At 69.8% G+C, this 17,551-nt stretch carries 15 protein-coding genes; 6 read left to right on the top strand and 9 right to left on the bottom strand.

The genetic code is table 11. The features are described from left to right. Positions 1–9: 9 nt before the first annotated feature. The 5 genes from AC5RWG_RS08565 to AC5RWG_RS08545 all read right to left on the bottom strand — a co-directional run bounded on the left by AC5RWG_RS08565 (position 10) and on the right by AC5RWG_RS08545 (position 4,995). On the bottom strand, positions 10–1,467 hold the full coding sequence (locus AC5RWG_RS08565) for a benzaldehyde dehydrogenase (protein ID WP_494012977.1): 1,458 nt from the start codon (positions 1,465–1,467) through the stop codon (positions 10–12). Between the two features lie 70 nt (positions 1,468–1,537). After that, on the bottom strand, positions 1,538–2,653 hold the full coding sequence (locus tag AC5RWG_RS08560) for an NAD(P)-dependent alcohol dehydrogenase (protein WP_494000832.1): 1,116 nt from the start codon (positions 2,651–2,653) through the stop codon (positions 1,538–1,540). 87 nt (positions 2,654–2,740) lie between these two features. Then, entirely contained in the window at positions 2,741–3,346 is a 606-nt protein-coding gene (locus AC5RWG_RS08555) for an isochorismatase family protein (protein WP_494012976.1), read from the bottom strand. 129 nt (positions 3,347–3,475) lie between these two features. Next, positions 3,476–4,411: a transposase gene (locus AC5RWG_RS08550; protein WP_494166761.1), complete on the bottom strand. Its 936-nt coding sequence runs from the start codon at positions 4,409–4,411 to the stop codon at positions 3,476–3,478. 167 nt (positions 4,412–4,578) lie between these two features. After that, positions 4,579–4,995 (bottom strand): ChaB family protein, encoded by a 417-nt coding sequence (locus tag AC5RWG_RS08545; protein WP_494076486.1) that lies wholly within the window; start codon positions 4,993–4,995, stop codon positions 4,579–4,581. A 244-nt stretch (positions 4,996–5,239) separates the two neighbouring features. Between AC5RWG_RS08545 and hrpB the strand changes: the two genes are divergently transcribed. Further along, the gene (hrpB, locus tag AC5RWG_RS08540; protein ID WP_494167109.1) at positions 5,240–7,870 is read left to right on the top strand and encodes an ATP-dependent helicase HrpB; all 2,631 of its coding nucleotides are present in this window, start codon (positions 5,240–5,242) and stop codon (positions 7,868–7,870) included. A 155-nt stretch (positions 7,871–8,025) separates the two neighbouring features. On the opposite strand, the gene AC5RWG_RS08535 is transcribed toward hrpB, so the two are convergent. Beyond that, a complete protein-coding gene (locus AC5RWG_RS08535) occupies positions 8,026–9,168 on the bottom strand; it encodes an acyl-CoA dehydrogenase family protein (RefSeq protein ID WP_494001308.1) in 1,143 nt (380 codons plus the stop codon). A gap of 474 nt (positions 9,169–9,642) precedes the next feature. Here AC5RWG_RS08535 and AC5RWG_RS08530 point away from each other — a divergent pair, with 474 nt between their 5' ends. From AC5RWG_RS08530 to AC5RWG_RS08520, 3 genes are read left to right on the top strand one after another with little or no spacing between them, the layout of a single operon-like run. Continuing rightward, positions 9,643–10,746, top strand: a complete 1,104-nt coding sequence (locus AC5RWG_RS08530) for a LolA family protein (RefSeq protein WP_494128444.1) — start codon at positions 9,643–9,645, stop codon at positions 10,744–10,746. Beyond that, the gene (locus tag AC5RWG_RS08525; protein WP_494012973.1) at positions 10,743–11,708 is read left to right on the top strand and encodes an ABC transporter ATP-binding protein; all 966 of its coding nucleotides are present in this window, start codon (positions 10,743–10,745) and stop codon (positions 11,706–11,708) included. The genes AC5RWG_RS08530 and AC5RWG_RS08525 overlap by 4 nt, the downstream gene beginning before the upstream one ends. Further along, complete coding sequence (locus tag AC5RWG_RS08520) at positions 11,698–12,651, top strand: ABC transporter permease (RefSeq protein WP_494012972.1); 954 nt, start codon at positions 11,698–11,700, stop codon at positions 12,649–12,651. Before AC5RWG_RS08525 ends, AC5RWG_RS08520 begins: the two co-directional genes overlap by 11 nt. Positions 12,652–12,702: 51 nt before the next feature. Here the strand turns inward: AC5RWG_RS08520 and AC5RWG_RS08515 are convergent, their stop codons facing one another. Then, positions 12,703–13,104: a VOC family protein gene (locus tag AC5RWG_RS08515; RefSeq protein ID WP_494012971.1), complete on the bottom strand. Its 402-nt coding sequence runs from the start codon at positions 13,102–13,104 to the stop codon at positions 12,703–12,705. 533 nt (positions 13,105–13,637) lie between these two features. Next, positions 13,638–14,114, bottom strand: a complete 477-nt coding sequence (locus AC5RWG_RS08510) for an SRPBCC family protein (protein ID WP_494012970.1) — start codon at positions 14,112–14,114, stop codon at positions 13,638–13,640. Between the two features lie 178 nt (positions 14,115–14,292). On the opposite strand from AC5RWG_RS08510, the gene AC5RWG_RS08505 reads away from it, so the two are divergent. Together AC5RWG_RS08505 and AC5RWG_RS08500 are read left to right on the top strand one after the other, a co-directional pair. Next, positions 14,293–15,339, top strand: a complete 1,047-nt coding sequence (locus tag AC5RWG_RS08505; RefSeq protein WP_494012969.1) for an NAD(P)-dependent alcohol dehydrogenase — start codon at positions 14,293–14,295, stop codon at positions 15,337–15,339. Between the two features lie 35 nt (positions 15,340–15,374). Beyond that, positions 15,375–16,400, top strand: a complete 1,026-nt coding sequence (locus AC5RWG_RS08500; protein WP_494012968.1) for an LLM class flavin-dependent oxidoreductase — start codon at positions 15,375–15,377, stop codon at positions 16,398–16,400. A gap of 82 nt (positions 16,401–16,482) precedes the next feature. On the opposite strand, the gene AC5RWG_RS08495 is transcribed toward AC5RWG_RS08500, so the two are convergent. Next, complete coding sequence (locus AC5RWG_RS08495; protein WP_494166760.1) at positions 16,483–17,547, bottom strand: ATP-dependent DNA ligase; 1,065 nt, start codon at positions 17,545–17,547, stop codon at positions 16,483–16,485. Positions 17,548–17,551: the final 4 nt, after the last annotated feature.

Raw genomic sequence — 17,551 nt, 5'->3', positions numbered from 1 at the left:
AGGAGGGGATCAGAACGGGTACTGCGCGATGTCCGGGCGGACGGTGAGCCATTGGGTCTCGGTGAAGGAGTCCATGTTGGCTTGGTGGCCGCCGATGCGGGAGCCGTTGCCGGAGTTCTTCGTGCCGCCGAACGGGGAGTTCGCCTCGTCGGAGACGGTTTGTTCGTTGATGTGGACCTTGCCGGAATCGACGCGGTCGGCGATCTGCATGGCCAGGCCCACGTCGCCGAGGATGGACAGGGAGAGCCCGTACTCGTTGGCGTTGGCCAGTTCCACGGCTTCGTCGACGGTGGAGAACTTCATCACCGGGGCGACCGGGCCGAAGATCTCGTCCTTCCACGCGGTGTTGGCCGGGTCGAGGTCGGCGAGCACGGTGGGGGAGTAGAACGGGCCGTCGTTGGTGCCGCCGGCGGCCAGCCGGGCGCCGGCGGCGACCGCGTCCTGAACGATCGAGTCGATGCGCTTGAGCTGGTGCTCGTCGATGATCGGGCCGAGCGCGACGGTGCCGGTCTTGGGGTCGCCGACCGGCAGGTTCTTCGCCTTCTCGGCCAGCGCGGCGACGTAGTCCTCGTAAATGTCCTCGTGGACGATGTGCCGGCCGGTGGTCATGCAGATCTGGCCCTGGTGCATGAACGAGCCGAACGCGGCGGCGGACGCGGCCTTGGCCAGGTCCGCGCCGGGCAGCACGATCATGGCGTTGTTGCCGCCGAGTTCCAGGTGCGCGCGCTTGAGATTCCGGGCGGCGGACTCGCCAATCTTCCGGCCGGCGGCGGTGGAGCCGGTGAAGGAGATGACCCGGACCTCGGGGGCCTCGACCACGGCCGCGCCGATGTCGGCGCCGCCGGGCAGCAGGGAGAGCAGCCCGGCGGGCAGGCCGGCTTCTTCGAAGACGCGCATCAGGCTGACGCCGCCGCAGACAGCGGTGCGGGGGTCGGGCTTGAGCAGCACCGCGTTGCCCAGGGCGAGGGCGGGGGCGACAGCGCGGATGGAGAGGATCAGCGGGAAGTTGAACGGCGCGATGACCGAAACCACGCCGACGGGGCGGCGCCGGGCGAAGGACCAGCGGTCCTCGTTGGAGGTGAGCACGTCGCCGGCCGGCAGCGAGGGCAGCGCCGCGGCTTCGTAGCATTCGTTGGCGGCGATGTGGGTTTCCAGGCCGGCCTTGGGGCCGATGCCCCCGGATTCGCGCACGATCCAGGACTGGATTTCCTCGGCGTGTTCCTCCCACAGCGCGCCGGCGCGGCGCAGCACGGCGGCGCGTTCTTCCGGTTTGCGGGCGGCCCAGTCCTTTTGGGCAGCGGCAGCTACTGCTGCCGCTTCCTTCACGTCCTCGACCGAGGCCAGCCCGTAGCGACCCAAAGTCTCGCCGGTGGCGGGCTCCACCGAAGTGGCGGTGCCGGCACCGCCGTCGCGCCAGCCATTGACATGGATCTTGCCCTCCCACAGGGAGGCATCAAGCAGGGACATATCCCGTCCTTTCAGGGTTGATTGCATGGTTGTGCGGGCCGCAGCGGGGCGGCCGGGCAGGGAAGGGTTTTCAGTCGGCGGCTTTCAAGACGGCCTTGATGGTCCCGCCGGCGGTGGAATCGGCTATGGCCGTGTCGATCTGGTCGAACCCGTAGTACTTCACCAGCTTGTCGAAGGGGAACCGTCCGGCCTTGAACAGGGCGATCAGTCCGGGAATCAGCTGGGCGGAGGTGCTGGAACCGCCGAGGGTGCCGATGATCCGCTTGCCCCAGAGCGTGCGCAGGTGGTCCACCGAGAACCGCGCCTGCGCCGGCGCCCCGCCAATCAGGATCAGCGTGCCCAGCATGCCCACGGCGTCCGCGGCTTCTTCAACCACCTTGATGTTGCCGGTGCATTCGAGCACGTAGTCGGCCGGGCCGCCGCAGATGCGCTGGATCTCCTCGAGGGCGTTGGTGTTGCCGGAATTGATGGTGTGGGTGGCACCGAGTTCGCGCGCCAGCTCCAGCCGCGAATCGTGCAGGTCGATGGCGATGATCGTGGCCGCGGGCGTGTTCTTCGCGGCCATGATCGCGGCCAGGCCCACGGCGCCGGCTCCATATACGACCAGCGACTGGCCGGGTTCGGGCTTGGCCGTGTTGAACACCGCGCCGGCACCCGTCGTGATGCCGCAGGCCAGCGGCCCGAGCAGTTCCAGCGGGATCTCCTTGTCCACCTTCACCAGCGACGACGCCAGTGCGAGCGAGTAGTCGGCGAAGGACGACTGGCCGAAGAAATGGCCGGACACCTTGCCTCCGTCGGCCCGGGTGTAGGCGGACTTGCCGGCGTCGGGACCCTTGAACCGGGCACCACTCACCAGCGCCTCGCCCAGGCGCAGGCAGTACCGGTGCTCGCCGCGCAGGCAGTTCTTGCATTCGCCGCAGTAAGCCCAACCCATGATGACGTGGTCGCCCACGGCGACATTGGTCACGCCGTCCCCGATGGCCTCCACGACGCCGGAGCCTTCATGGCCCAGCACGCCGGGCAGCGGCAGCGGCATGTCTCCGGCCTGGGTGATCAAGTCCGTATGGCAGAGGCCGACGGCGGCCACCTTGACCAGCACTTCGCCGGGCCCGGGCTCGTCCAGCTCCAGCTGCTCGGGGACAAACGGGGCATCCTTTTCTTCGACTACCAGCGCGTTGATCTTCATTGCCATGCTCCTAACGGTCTTGCCGGCTATGTTGACGTGTCATCTAGTCGAACGTTTCACAACCACGGAAAAGTCCCCGGGCTGCACCTACGCCGTCGTTCCGAGTTCCGCTTCCATGTCGGCGGCGCTCATCACCCGGCCGAAGAAGGTGCCGATAGCGTCCAGGGTGGCGGCCTGGGCAGCCTCCGACCGGCCCCCGGTGGCGTCCGAGAGGAACGCCACCTTGTAGTCGTTCATGAAGGCACTGCGCGCGGTCGATTCGCAGCACACCTCGGTCAGCGTGCCGGCGATGATCACCGTGTCTATCGTGTTCAAGCCGCGGATGGTCGACAGGACACTCTGCAGTTGCGTGTTGTGGAACGCGTCGTAGCGGTGCTTGTCCAGCACGTAGTCGGCGGCTTCGGGCTTGAGTTCCTCGACGATCTCAACTCCGCTGGTTCCGCGGCGCATCCCGGCCGCCCGCAGCCGCTGGTTGTAGGTGGTCTCCAACGGCGAAACGTCGAATGTATCCAGCAGCACGTGGCGGGTGTAGATGACCGGGATGCCTGCCTGCCGGCATGCCGCGGCGGCGGTCACCATTTCCGGCAGCCGGTGGCGTGCCATCGGCACTTCCATCGGCGCGCCTTCCAGCACGAAATCGTTCTGCATGTCGATCATCAGCAGTGCGGTCCTGGCCGCATCAATGCGCCACATGTTTGCCCCCTGTCGGCTCCGGCCGGTCCGGGCATTCCGCCCGGGCCGGACTTGAGACCTAGGCTACATGTTCCCTCGCGTCTCGCTGCCCCGCTGACTTGCTGCCCTGCGGCGGCTGCCGCGAGAAGACTATTCCTGCTCGGCCAACTCCCGCCGTGCCGCTGCGGCGGCCTTGCGCGTCCGATCCGCGGTCTTGGCCGCGGACACCAGGTCTTCCTCGGCAGCCTCCATCTTGCGATCGGTCGAGGCGACCTCGCGTTCCAGGTCCTCGATGCGCCGCTTCAGTTCGGCGAGCTCGCCCACGAGTTCGTCCCGCCGGTTCTGCAGTTGGTCAAGCTTGTCCAGCACCTTCTGTTCCGATGCTTCGGCGTCTTCCTTGCGCTGCTCCGCCTTGTGCAGCGCCGCCCTCGCCTGCCGGCGCCGCCGCTCGGCCTCTTCGGCTTCCTGCTTGGCAGCCCGTTCGGCCTTGGCGGCCCGGCGCTCGGCGAGTTCGTCCCGCGAGGATCGCTTCGGCTGGAGGCGTGGCGCCGGCTCGGCACCAGCATCCGGGGGAGCGCCCGCGCCCGGCAGGGCCACCCGGCCGTCCAGGTCCACCGGGTCGATCCCGTTCGACGACAGCGACTCGGTCAGCAGGCCGCTGGTTACGGCCGCCGCCGCACCGGCATCCGCCATCGCCGCACGCAGCGTCTGTTCCGCCTCGGCGACCGCCGCGGCACTCACCTTTTGCCCGAGCTCATCGGCCAGCTTCCGGCCCTCCGCCGCCACGGCGGCCAACAGTTCCCGGCGCTGGTCACCCAGTCGGCGCAGTTGTTGCGGATCGAGCTGTTCCTGGGCTTCGCTCATGGCGTGGCCCAGTTCCACGATTCCCGCGATGTCAGCGCTCCGCTGCCGGCTCAGGAGATTGACCAGCCAGGCCGCGGCCGACGGTTTCGCCAGCGCTTTGACCTGCCGGGCGAGCTCCTTGTGGCCGTCCTCGGCTGCCTCCTTGGCCCGAGCGTTGCGGGCGGCGGTGAATTCGCCGGGCAGCAGCGCGTACAGCTCCCGTGCCGCGCTCTCCAGGTCCATGTGCCCCAGCCTAATAGGAGCGGCTGAAGCCCCGTTGTTTCCGGCCAAGCCCGTGGTGCAGCCGTGCCTTGGGGGCCAGGGGCGGGCGCCCGCACCCATCACCCGGAGTCCGGCGGCGGTGATCACCTCGGCCGGCAAGCCGGCGGCAGAAGCGGGGTCCTCGGCAGCTACCGGGCCTTCCTGGTCTCCCGGTCGTTGGCCTTGCGCAGCGCATCGACGAGCTCCGACTTGTCCATCTTCGATCGGCCGGGGACGTCGAGCTTCTTGGCCAGATCGTAGAGGTGCTGCTTGGAGGCGTTTGCGTCCACCCCGCCCTTGGTTTCCCGAGAGGTGCCGGCGCCGCCCTCGGCCTGCGGGTCGGAGGGGCCCTTCTTTTCCTTCGGTTCCCAGTGGTCGCCCACCTTCTCGTGCGTGTGCTTGAGCGCGCTGTAGGCCACGCGGTGGGCACGCTCCTCGTCGCCGTACGTCTCGGCGGCGGAATCATGGGCTTCCGCGAACGTCTCCTGGGCCTTCTTGCCCGACCGTTGCAGCGTGCTGGGCAATTCGGTCTGCTTCGGCTTGCCGCTCTTCGTCGTCTTCGGCATCTGAACCACGTCCCTCCAGAAAGGATTGTTCGCCATTCCACCTCCAACGTGGCACAGTTCGTGGGCGCTGCCAAGGGAGATACGCCGGGGTGTGGAAGCGCGAACAAGGACGGCGGGACGGCCGCCTGCCGACGGGAGTGGCGGCGATGCCGGAGGGCGCGACAGGCACCGGCACAATGGAAGGGTGAGCCAGCCAATCCCGCAGGAACCCGCGCACCGCCACGTCCTTTTCGACCTGGCCGCGATGGGCGAAGGCCTGGTCTTCGCCGAGTCACTGGATCACCTGGCCGCAGCCCTGACGGGCAGCCCTGTGGGCGAGGAACCCGCAACCGTAGGCACCCGGACGGGCACCGCCGTCGTGCAGGCCCCGCCGGGCACGGGCAAGACCACCCTGGTTCCGCCGCTGGTCGCCAACTGTGTGGCGGCTGCTGCGGCGGGCGGCCGGCCGCGCATCGTGGTCACCCAGCCCCGCCGGGTCGCGGCCCGTTCCGCCGCCAGGCGCCTGGCCGCGCTGGATGGCAGCCGGCTGGGCGAACGCGTCGGCTATACGGTGCGCGGGGAACGCCGGGCGGGCCCGCAGACGCTGATCGAGTTTGTCACGCCGGGAATCCTGCTGCGCAGGCTGCTCACCGATCCCGGCCTGGACGGGACGGACGCGGTGATCCTGGATGAAGTGCATGAGCGCGGCCTGGAGACCGACCTGCTGGTCGGCCTGCTCGGCGAGGTCCGCCAGCTGCGCGGAGATCTCACGTTGGTGGCGATGTCGGCCACCCTGGACGCGCCGCGCTTCGCCGCCTTGATCGGCGCGGACGACGGCGAAGGCCCGGCCCCGGTGGTCGACTGCCCTTCCGCACTGCATCCCCTGGCGGTGCGGTGGGCTCCGGCCTCGGTGCCGCGGCTGGACGGGCGGGGAGTGGCCCGCGGTTTCCTGGACCACGTCGCGTTCACCGCGGCGTCCGCGCACGCCGAGGCGCTCGCGGACGACCCCTCGGTGGACGCCCTGGTCTTCGTGCCGGGAGCCTGGGAAGTGCAGCAGGTGGCCGCGGCGATCCGGGACAGAGTCCGCGACAGGACGGGCGGCGCCGGCAGCGGCACGGAGGTGCTGGAGCTGCACGGGCAGGCGGATCCCGCCACGCAGGACCGCGCCGTTTCCGGTCGGGAACCCGGCGGGCCGCCGCGCATCATTGTCTCCACCTCGTTGGCCGAGTCCTCGCTCACCGTGCCGGGCGTGCGGTTGGTCGTCGACTCCGGGCTGTCGCGCGAACCCCGCCGGGATGCCGCCCGCGGCATGTCCGGGCTGGTGACGGTGTCGGCCTCGCGCGCTTCCGCCGACCAGCGCGCCGGCCGCGCGGCCCGCCAGGGGCCGGGCACCGTGGTGCGCTGCTACGAGCCGAAAACCTTTGGCGCCGCGCCCGCCCATCCCACCCCGGAGATCGCCGTCGCCGACCTCACGGGTGCCGCCCTGGTGCTGGCCTGCTGGGGTGCCCCGGGCGGCGAGGGGCTGCGGCTTCCGGACGCGCCGCCGGCGCCGGCCATGGCGGATGCCGTCCGCACGCTGCATGAGCTGGGCGCCATTGACGGCGGCGGGCGGGCCACCGATGTGGGGCGTGTGCTCTCCAGGGTTCCGGCCGACCCCCGGCTGGGCCGGGCACTGCTGGATGGTGCGGCGGTGGTGGGCCGGCAGGTGGCCGCCGAAGTGGTCGCCTTGGTCTCCGGCGAGGAACGGGCACCCGGGGCAGACATCACGGTGCTGCTGTCCCGGCTGCGTTCGGCAGGCCGCGGCGACCCCGCCGCGCGGCGCTGGCGGGAGGAGGCGCAACGGCTGGAGGGCATCGCACGGCAGGAGGCCGCCGCCGTCGTGCCTTCCACCGGTGAGGTGGTCCCGGCGGAGCATGCCGGCTTCGTGGTGGCGCTGGCCTTCCCCGAACGGGTCGCCCGCCGCGTGCCCGGTCCCGGGCAAACCTACCTGCTGGCGTCCGGAACCCGGGCCGGGCTTCCGTCCGGCAGTGCCTTGGCCGGGCACGAGTGGCTGGCTGTGGCCGAGGTGTCCCGCGCGCAGGGCCGCGACGCGGCAGGCACGGGGGCGGTGATCCGCGCGGCCGCCCCGTTGGCGGGCGATACGGCGGCAGCGGCGGCACGGCATCTGATGACCGACCGGGTGGAGGCTCGCTTCGAGTCGGGCAAACTCGCGGCCCGCCGGGAACGCAGGCTTGGCGCCATCGTGCTCTCCTCGGCACCGGTCCGGCCGTCGCGGGACGAGGGCCGGGAGGCGGTAGCCCGGGCCCTGGAAGAGCGCGGTTTGGGCATCCTTGGCTGGTCGGAGGCAGCCAAGGGGCTGCGCCGCCGGCTGGCCCTGCTGCACCGCGAGCTGGGCGCGCCCTGGCCGGACGTCGCGGACGCAGCCTTGCTGGGGCGGCTGGCCGATTGGCTGGCGCCGGAACTGGAGGCACTTGCCGGCGGGAAGCCGGCCGCCGCAGTGGACCTGGCCGAGCCGCTGCGCCGGCTGCTGCCCTGGCCGGAAGCGGCGAGGTTCGATGAGCTCGTGCCGGAGCGGCTGCAGGTTCCCAGCGGCTCGCGGGTGCGGATCGACTACCCGGAACGAGACGGGGGAGAGCGCCCGGTAGTGGCGGTCAAACTGCAGGAGTGCTTCGGTTGGGCGGACACGCCCCGGCTGGTGGGCGGTCGGGTCCCCGTGCTGTTCCACCTGCTCTCGCCCGCGGGCAGGCCGCTGGCCGTCACCGATGACCTGGCGTCTTTCTGGTCCGGTCCCTACGCGCAGGTCCGCGCCGAGATGCGCGGCCGCTACCCGAAGCACCCGTGGCCGGAGGACCCGTGGACCGCGCCGGCCACCGCGCGGACCAAGCACCGAAGGTAACGGCCGGATAGTGCCGCCCGGGCCCGGCGTGCCGGACCGGCGGTTCGGCCACGGTCCAGCGGGTGCCGCGCCCCGGCGGTTCGGCACGGTCCGGCGCGTGCCGCCCCGGCCGGGCGGACTGCCGCCGTCAGCGGGTCTTTTCCGGCCGGTCCCAGTTAGCGGATGAAGTGGCGGGAGATGAGCAGCCGCTGAATCTGGTTCGTCCCCTCGAAGATCTGCATGACCTTGGCCTCGCGCATGTACCGCTCGGCCGGGAAGTCCCGGGTGTAGCCTGCCCCGCCCAGCACCTGCACGGCGTTCGTCGTCACGCTCATCGCGTTGTCGGTGGCCACCAGCTTGGCGATCGAGGCCTCCCGGCCGTAGGGAAGGCCGGCGTCCTTCAGCCGCGCCGCCGCCAGGTACATGGCGCGCGCGGTTTCCACTTCCACCGCCATGTCGGCGATCAGGAACGCCAGCCCCTCGTGTTCGATCAGCCGCTTGCCGAAGGCCTCGCGCTCGTTGGCGTAGGAGGCGGCCAGGTCCAGCGCGGCCTGGGCCAGCCCGGCGGCCACCGCCGCAATGCCCAGCCTGCCCGAGTCCAGCGCGGCGAAGGCGATCGCCAGGCCCTGGCCTTCCTCGCCGATCAGGCGGTTGGCCGGGACGTACACGTCGTCGAAGTTCATCGTCGCCGTGGTCGAGGCCGTAAGCCCCATCTTGTGCTCGGGCGGCGCCGCGCTCAGTCCTTCGGCGTCGGCCGGAACCAGGAAGCAGGAAATCCCGTGCCGGGGATCGTCGGACGTCCTGGCCATCACCGTGTAGAAATCGGCCTCGCCGGCGTGCGTGGTCCAGGCCTTCGCACCGCGGATCACGTAGCCATCGCCCTTCCGGACGGCGCGGGTGCGCATCGCCGCCGGGTTGGAGCCCGCGTGCGACTCGGAGAGGCAGTAAGCACCCAGCGTGTCGCCCGAGAGCATGTCCGGCAGCCAGGTCTTGCGCTGCGCATCGCTGCCGAAATGCACGAGCGGGAAGCAGGAGAGGGCATGGACGCTGACGCCCACCGCCACGCTGCCCCAGGCGGCGCCGAGTTCCTCCAGGACCTGCAGGTAGACCTCGGCCGGCTGGCCGCCGCCGCCAAACTCCTCCGGGTACGGCAGGCTGAGCAGCCCGGTTTCCCCCAGCATCCGGAAAACCTCGCGCGGGAAGCGTTCGGCGGCTTCGGCCTCGGCCGCCTGCGGCAGCAGCTCGCGGTCCGCGATGTCGCGGACCAGCTCGATCAGGTCCTGCGCTTCCTCCGTCGGCAACAACCGTTGCACAACCATCGCCACTCACCCCTCCGGCTACCGGCCTGGGTGCGGACCGGCGCCTGGATTGCCGCAGCCAAGCCGGGTTCGCCGGGACGCTGCGGTGCGTCCATGTCATTGCGTGAGTCAACTACAACACGGCAACAGGGGCCTGACAAGCATGATCCCCGGCGTGTATGCGGGCCGGTGTGGGGGCCGGTGTCGCGGCCGGTCGGACCGCGCTGCCGAGCAACAGGAGCAGTCGCTGGACATCGGCGACGGCCGCGGTCCTCCAGAGCGGCCGAGCTGTGCGAGAGCGGCCTTCCGCGACGGGCCTGTGTCGACTATCGGCCGCTCTGGAGCTCGAGCCGGCGCGGGGCCGGCGTCCGGCCGGCGCGGGGCCGGTGTTCAGGCCGCTCTGGAGCTCGGACCAGCTTTGCTGTGACTGGTGACCCGGCGAGGCGGGAAGCGTAGGCTGGGAAGCGAGTCCTGCAGCAGAAAAGGTGATGTGCCATGGACCGGACGTGGAAGCGCTGGCTGCCCGCCGCCGTCGTGCCCGCAGTCATTGCCGGCGGAGTGCTCACCGGTTCCCTGCAGGCCAACGCCGCGACCGATCTGCCGGACAAGACCCCGCAGCAGCTGCTGGAATTCGTGGCCGACAGCGACGTCCGGGAACTCTCAGGCACGCTGGAACAGGACTCCGCGTTGGGACTGCCGGAACTCCCCGAGGACCTGCCCGCGGACGAGGGCGGACAGGTGGCCGAGGCGCTGGAACTGCTGACCGGTTCCCGCACCGCGCGCGTCTACCTGGACGGGCCGGACCAGGCCCGGCTGCAGCTCTTCGACCGCTTTGCAGAGCGCGACGTGATCCGCAACGGCACCGAGGCCTGGGTCTACAGCTCCAAGGAGAACGAGGCGGTCCACCTGACGCTGCCCTCCTGTGCGGACGGCGGAAAGAATCACGACGGCGGTGCGCACCATCCCGCCAGCGCCTACACGCCCGAACAGCTCGCCGATCACCTGCTGGCCAAGATCGGCCCGGAAACGAAGGTGTCCGTCGGCGCCGATACCGAGGTCGCCGGGCGCAGCGCCTATCAGCTGCTGGTGGAGCCGAACAGCACTGCCACGCTGGTGGGATCCGTGACCGTCGCCGTCGACGCCGAGACCGGCCTGCCGCTCAGCCTCAGGGTCAACGCGCGGGGACAGCAGGATCCGGCGTTCCAGCTGGGCTTCAGCAAGCTGACGCTCGAGACCCCGGACCAGGGCCTGTTCGAGTTCACCCCGCCGGCCGGTGCCAGCGTCAGCGAAAAGGCCGTGCCGCGGCACGGAGAGCAGTCACCGTCCGGACGCCATGGCCGGCACGGCGGCGGCGCTGCCGCGCTGCGGGATGACGTCACCCTCCACGGCTCCGGCTGGGAGACCGTGGCGGAAGTCCCCGCCGGGGCCCTGCCGGAGGGCTGGGAAGACTCGCCCTTCCTGGCCCAGGCCACCGAAGCGGTGGACGGCGGCAGGCTGATCTCCACCGCCCTGCTCAACGTGTACCTGACCGACGACGGCCGCGTTCTGGCCGGGTCGGTCCCGTTCGAGTCGTTGCAGGCAGCCGCGGAGGCCCGGTGAACGGCAGCGGCAACCCTGCCGCGCTGGTCATCGAGACCTCCGGACTGACCAAACGCTTCGGCCGGCAAACCGCCGTCGACTCCCTTGACCTGGCCGTCCCGCACGGCTCCGTCTTCGGCTTCCTGGGCCCCAACGGCTCGGGAAAAACCACCACCATCCGCGTCATGCTCGGGCTGGCCGCCGCCACCAGCGGGAGCGTCCGGATCTTCGGGCAGGACATGCCCGGGTCGTTGCGGGACGTGCTTCCGCGGGTCGGAGCGCTGATCGAAGGCCCGGCGTTCTACCCCTTCCTGTCCGGCGCCGCGAACCTGCACCGGCTGGACACCGCGGACCGCCATGCCCCGTCAGAGACCCGGCGGGCGAGGATCGGCAGGGCGCTGGAGCGGGTCGGCCTGACCCACGCCGCGGACAAGAAGGTGCGCGCCTACTCGCTGGGCATGAAGCAGCGGCTGGGCATCGCCAACGCCCTGATGATGCCGCGCCAGCTCCTGGTGCTGGACGAACCCACCAACGGGCTCGACCCGCAGGGCACCCGCGAAGTCCGCAGCCTGGTCCGTTCGCTGGCGGGGGAGGGCACCACGGTATTCGTCTCCAGCCACCTGCTCTCCGAGGTGGAGCAGATTTGCACGCACGCGGCCGTCATGCGCGCCGGCCGGCTGGTGGCGCAGGGGGCCCTGGACGAGGTGCGCCGGGCGGGGCTCACGCATGTGAGCGTCCAGACGCCCGACATCGAAGCCGCGCGCGGCGTGCTGCGCCGGTTGGGCCTGGAACCCGAGGTCCCGAGCACCGCACTCGACGGACACGTGAACGCCCCGATGGACCAGGGCGGTCTGTTGCCTGAGCACATCGCCGCCGCCCTCGTGGCGGACGGCGTCCGGATCCGCGGGTTTGCCGTGGAGGCAAGCAGCCTCGAGGACCGGTACGTGGAGCTGACGGGGGAGGGATTCGACGTTGTCCAGTGAGCAGCGGCCGAGCAGGGGTGGCGACCGCCGGCCGGGGCCGGAAATCGTGGAAGTCGAGGCCGCCGACGAGGAAAATCCCGGCGCTTCGGCGGCCGCTTCGGCCCAGGGACGGGAAAACGGGAAGTCCGCCGGATGGGCCTTCTTCGGTTCCGAGCTCAGCGTGCTGTTCCGACGTGGCCGGACGTGGGCCATGCTGCTGGCCCTGGCCGCCGTACCGACGCTCATCGCGGTGGTGGTCCGGTTCGCCGCGGACGAGGGAGGGCCCGGCGGCGGTCCACCGTTCCTCAACCGGATCACGGACAACGGGTTGTTCGTGGCGCTGACCGGGCTGGTGGTGTCCATCCCGTTGTTCCTGCCGCTGACCGTCAGCGTCGTTTCCGGGGACACGATCGCCGGCGAGGCGGGCCACGGCACGCTGCGCTACCTGCTCAGCGCCCCGGCCGGCCGGCTGCGGCTGCTGGCCGTCAAGTACGGTGCGGCGGTGGTCTTCTGCATGGCGGCGGCGCTCGCCATCGCGGTCACCGGCGCGCTGATCGGCGGCCTGCTCTTCGGCGTCGGGCCGGTGACGCTGCTGTCCGGCGACACGATCGGCGTCGGCGAGTCTCTGGCTCGGCTGCTGCTGGTGGCCGCCTACGTTGCCGTGTCGCTGGCCGGGCTGGCGGCCATCGGGCTCTTTATCTCCACTCTCACCGAGGTCCCCGTCGGCGCCATGGCGGCGACGGCAGTGCTGGCCGTCGTCACCCAGATTGTCGGCGCGCTGCCGCAGTTGGAGTGGTTGCACCCGTGGCTGTTCACGCACCACTGGCTGAGCTTCGCCGACCTGCTGCGCCAGCCCATCTCCTGGGACGCCTTCGGCGCCAACGCCGTCCTGCAGGGCGGCTACATCGCCGTTTCCTGCGCCCTCGCCTACGGCCGCTTCACCACCAAGGACGTGCTGTCCTAAGACGATCGCCGCCGGAGATGGACTGTGGCTGTCCGCCGCCGCTTGAAGTTGTTACGACATCCCGGCCTGTTCGTCGGGCTGATGGATGCCGATGGTGTTGTTTTCGGTGTCCAGGTAGTAGCCCTGCCACGCCATTCCCGGCAGTGCGTACTTCGGCAGGGCGGTTTGGCCGCCGGCCGCCAGGATCTTCCGTTCGGTGGCGTCGTAGTCGTCCACCTCCATGGTGACCACCCAGGCGTTGGTGCCCTGGCCGCTGTCCGGGGTCGGGGCGGGGCGCTGCATGAGGCCGCCGTTGATGCCGGGCTGGTCCTCCGGGCCGGTCACGACGCCGTAGTAGGGAGTGCCGGTGACCTGTGAATAGTCCTCGAACGTCCAGCCGAACACGGTCGCGTAGAAGTTTTTGGCTCGTTCCAGGTCTTCTGCCTGGATTTCAAAGTGCACGGGACGGGCCATGGCGGGCTCCTTCGCTGGACGCGGATGCTGATGGTGGTGCGAGCGCTGATCAAGCGAGGCGGTGGCGGCCGGTTCCACGGCTCCAGGGAAGCCAGCCGCGGGTGCGGCGCGGTCGGCTGAGGTGGCCTTCCTTTTCCAGCGGATCGGCAGCATCATCCGGCAGATGCCGATCCTCGCCGGCCACAATGTGACTTGTTCCGGGGCCGGGTATCTGGGCCGCTGCCAGATTCGGCATCCCCGTGCTGTCCCCGGACCCGTGGACGGGCTTAGGTCCCATCCGCTCCATGTCGGCTACTGGATTGGCTTCCGGCCGTTCCTGATTTTTCCGCATGATTGGCCCCCATCGCCGCTCAGTTAATCCCCTGCGGCCTAGAGTAAACCGGATAACCAGAAAATGGGGGAGAATCCGGAAAAATTTGTTGGCTTGGAAGGGCCGGCTGCTGCGACAGCGCTGTCAGGTGGGCGAGCAAACGACGGCGGTGGGCCGGCTCCGAGAGCCGGCCCACCGCCGTCGTGCTTGTGGTTTTGGAAGTTTAGAGCTGCGTGCCGATGGGGCCGCTGTCGTTCACTTCTCCGCGCCAGGCGCCGGTTTCGGCGCCGCGGGTTTCGATGAACTCCTTGAACTTGCGCATGTCCGACTTCACTTGCTTGTCGTCGATATTCAGGGCGGCGCCGACCTTCTCGGTGAAGGTTTCGGGATCCCACTCGAAGCGCACCGAGACCTTGGTGCTGTCCGCGCCGAGGGGGCTAAACGTCACGACGCCGGCGTGGGACTTGCCGTCGACGCTGCGCCAGGCGATGCGCTCGTCCGGCTGCTGCTCCACGATCTCGGTGTCGAACTCGCGCTCCACGCCGCCGACCTTGGTCTTCCAGTGGTTGGTGGTGTCGGTCAGCTGGGTCACGGACTCAACGCCGGACATGAAGTTCGGAAAGGATTCGAACTGCGTCCACTGGTCGTACGCTGTGCGGACCGGAACGGCTACATCAATGGTTTCTTCCACGGTTTGCATCAGTTGCCTCCTTTGGAATCGGGCCAGGGCCGCTGGTGCGCCCCTCGAGGTGGCCTCGTGGCCTACGCTACACAGACTGGTGAAACGTGACAACTCGATAGACAGCTTGCTGACCATTTTCCGCGGTGCGTAGGGTGGCGTGTGTAGCTATCGCAGAGTCAACCGGCAGGAGTGAATCATGCGCGCTGTAGTGTTCGAGGACTTCAAGACTTTTCCCACCATCAAGGACGTGGAGCGGCCGAAGCCGCGGGCCGGGGAGGTGCTGCTGAAGGTCGCCGGCGCCGGAGCCTGCCACTCCGATGTCGCCATCTACAACGACTTCGAGGCCGGCGGCCCGGGGGCGGTGCCGCCGCCGTTTACGCTCGGCCACGAAAACTCCGGGTGGGTCGAAGAGCTCGGGGAGGGCGTGGAAGGCTTCAACGTCGGCGATGCCTATCTGGTCTATGGGCCGATTGGCTGCGGGCACTGCAAGGCGTGTTCGCGCGGCCAGGACACTTACTGCGAGAACGCGGCCAAGATGCCCTACCTCGGCGTGGGACTGGGGCGCGACGGCGGGATGGCCGAGTACGTCACCGTGCCGGCGCGGAACCTGGTGCCGCTCGGCGACGCCGATCCGGTGGCCGCGGCGCCGCTGGCCGACGCTGCGCTGACTCCGTACCACGCCATCAAGCAGTCGCTGCCGCACCTGGCCGGCGGCGGCAAGTACGCGTTGGTCATCGGGCTGGGCGGCCTGGGCCAGATCGCCGTGCAGATCCTCAGGGCGCTGACCGGCGCCACCGTCATCGCCACCGACATGAAGGAAGAAGCGATGCGCAAGGCCGAAGAGGCCGGCGCCGTGACCGTTTCCGGCGGCGAGGGGCAGGCCGAGCGGATCCGTGACATCACCGGCGGCCGGGGCGTCGATGCCGCGTTCGACTTCGTGGGCGTGGGCCCGACCGTCAAGACCGCCGCCGCTTCCATGGCCCGGCTGTCCAGGATGACGGTGGTGGGGATCGCCGGCGGCACGCTGGAGTGGAGCTTCTTCACTAACCCGTACGAGTCCGTCATCACGAACACCTACTGGGGCACCATCGAGGACCTGCACGAGGTGGTGGACATGTACAAGGCCGGACAGATCGTTCCCGAGATCGAGCGCTACAGCATGGACGATGCGCTGGAGGCCTACCGCAAGCTGCAGGCCGGCGAGCTCAGCGGCCGAGCCGTGGTGGTTCCGCACGGGAGCTAGGGAATTGAAGTGCCGGCGGCGGGGTTGTGGCGGATATGAAGCGCATCGGTTTCCTGTCCTTCGGCCATTGGAGCCCCGCCGTCGGCTCGCCGGTTCCCACCGCCGCTGAAGGGCTGCTGCAGAGCATCGAGCTCGCGGTTGCGGCCGAGGAAGTTGGGGTGGACGGCGCGTATTTCCGCGTGCACCACTTCGCGCGGCAGCAGTCCTCGCCGTTTCCGCTGCTGGCAGCGATCGCCGCGAGGACCAACCGGATCGAGATCGGCACCGGCGTGATCGACATGCGCTATGAAAACCCGCTCTACATGGCCGAAGAGGCGGCGGCCACGGACCTGATCAGCGGCGGGCGGCTGCAACTGGGGATCAGCCGCGGGTCACCCGAGCCGGCGCTGAACGGTGCGGCGGCCTTCGGGTACCGGCCGGCCGAGGGCGAGACCGATGCGGACATGGCCCGGCGCCATACCGCGGTGTTCCGCCGGGCCATCACGGGTGCGGGCATGGTCCCCGCCGACCCGAACCACCTCCAGGGCAGGCATGCCGGCATGCTTCCCGTGGAGCCCACGTCCCCGGGGCTGCCGGAGCGGATCTGGTGGGGTGCGGGCTCCCGCGCCACCGCCGTGTGGACCGCGGAGCAGGGCATGAACCTGATGAGCAGCACCCTGCTGATCGAGGACACCGGCGTGCCCTTCGACCAACTGCAGGCCGAGCAGATCCACCTGTTCCGCGAGGCTTGGCAGAAGGCCGGCCACGCGCATGTTCCGCGGGTGTCGGTCAGTCGCAGCGTGATGCCGATTGTCGACGACGAAGACCAGCGCTACTTCGGGCTCCGCGGCCAGGCCGACCAGCACGACCAGGTCGGCATGCTCGACGGTACGCGCTCGCGGTTCGGCAGGAGCTACATCGGGGATCCGGACAAAATCGGCGCCGAGTTGGTCCGGGACCAGGCGGTGCAGGCCGCGGACACCGTGCTGCTGACGGTGCCGAACTACTTGGGCGTGGAGTACAACGTGAAGATGCTGGGCAACATCGTGCAGCAGGTGGCACCGGCCGCCGGCTGGCGCTGAGAAACCAGGCCGCCGTCGGCTCGTCGCCGGGGTGGCTGGCCGGCGGCGGCGGGCCGCTGGGACTGAGTCCCGGCCCGGCGCGCTACAGCAGCACGTCGTTCAGGTCGTAGGAAACCGGCTCGTCCAGTTGCCCGTAGGTGCACGACTCCGGATCGCGGTCCGGCCGCCAGCGGACAAACTGCGCGGTGTGCCGGAAGCGCTCGCCCTCCATGTGGTCGTACTTGACCTCCAGCACCCTTTCCGGCCGCAGCGGCACGAAGGACAGGTCCTTGCCGCCGCTCCAGCGGCTGCCCTCCGTGGTCAGGGGTGTGCGCTCGCCGGCCTCGTGCTGTACCCGGTTCCAGGGATGGCCGTCCGAATCGGCAATCAGCGGCTGCAGCTCCTCAAACAGTTCCTTGCGGCGTTTCATGCTGAACGCCCCGGCCACGCCCACGTGCACCAGGGTTCCGCCGTCGTTGTACAGGCCCAGCAGCAGCGAGCCCACCAGGCCCGGCCCGCTCTTATGCACGCGGTAGCCCGCGACCACGCAGTCGGCAGTGCGCTCGTGCTTGATCTTGAACATGCTCCGCTTGTCCGGCTGATACTTTCCGTCCAAGGGCTTGGCCACCACGCCGTCCAGCCCGGCCCCCTCGAACTCTCCGAACCACCGCTCGGCCACCACCGGGTCGGTGGTGGCCCGGGTCAGATGGATGGGATTGACGACGGCGGAGAGCGCCTTCTCCAGCGCGGCCCGCCGTTCCTCGAAGGGGCGCGAGGTCAGATCGTCGTCGCCGAGGGCGAGCAGGTCGAAGGCCACGAACCGGGCGGGAGTCTGCACCGAGAGGAGCTTGACCCGGCTGGCCGCCGGATGGATGCGCTGCTGCAGCATCTCGAAGTCGAGCCTGTCGCCGCCTTTGCCCACCAGGATGATCTCCCCGTCCACGACGCAGCGCTCGGGCAGCTGCTCACGGAACGCGTCCACCAGTTCGGGGAAGTAGCGAGTCATGGGCTTCTCGTTCCGGCTGCCGATCTCCACCTCGTCGCCATCGCGGAAGATGATTGACCGAAAGCCGTCCCATTTCGGCTCGTACGTCATTCCGCCGTCGGGGATCTTGGCCACGCTTTTGGCCAGCATGGGCGGAACGGGTGGCATCACGGGCAGGTCCATGCGC

It is taken from the genome of Arthrobacter sp. Y3221160, assembly GCF_059092585.1.
This window is presented reverse-complemented; position numbering and strand designations above follow the sequence as displayed.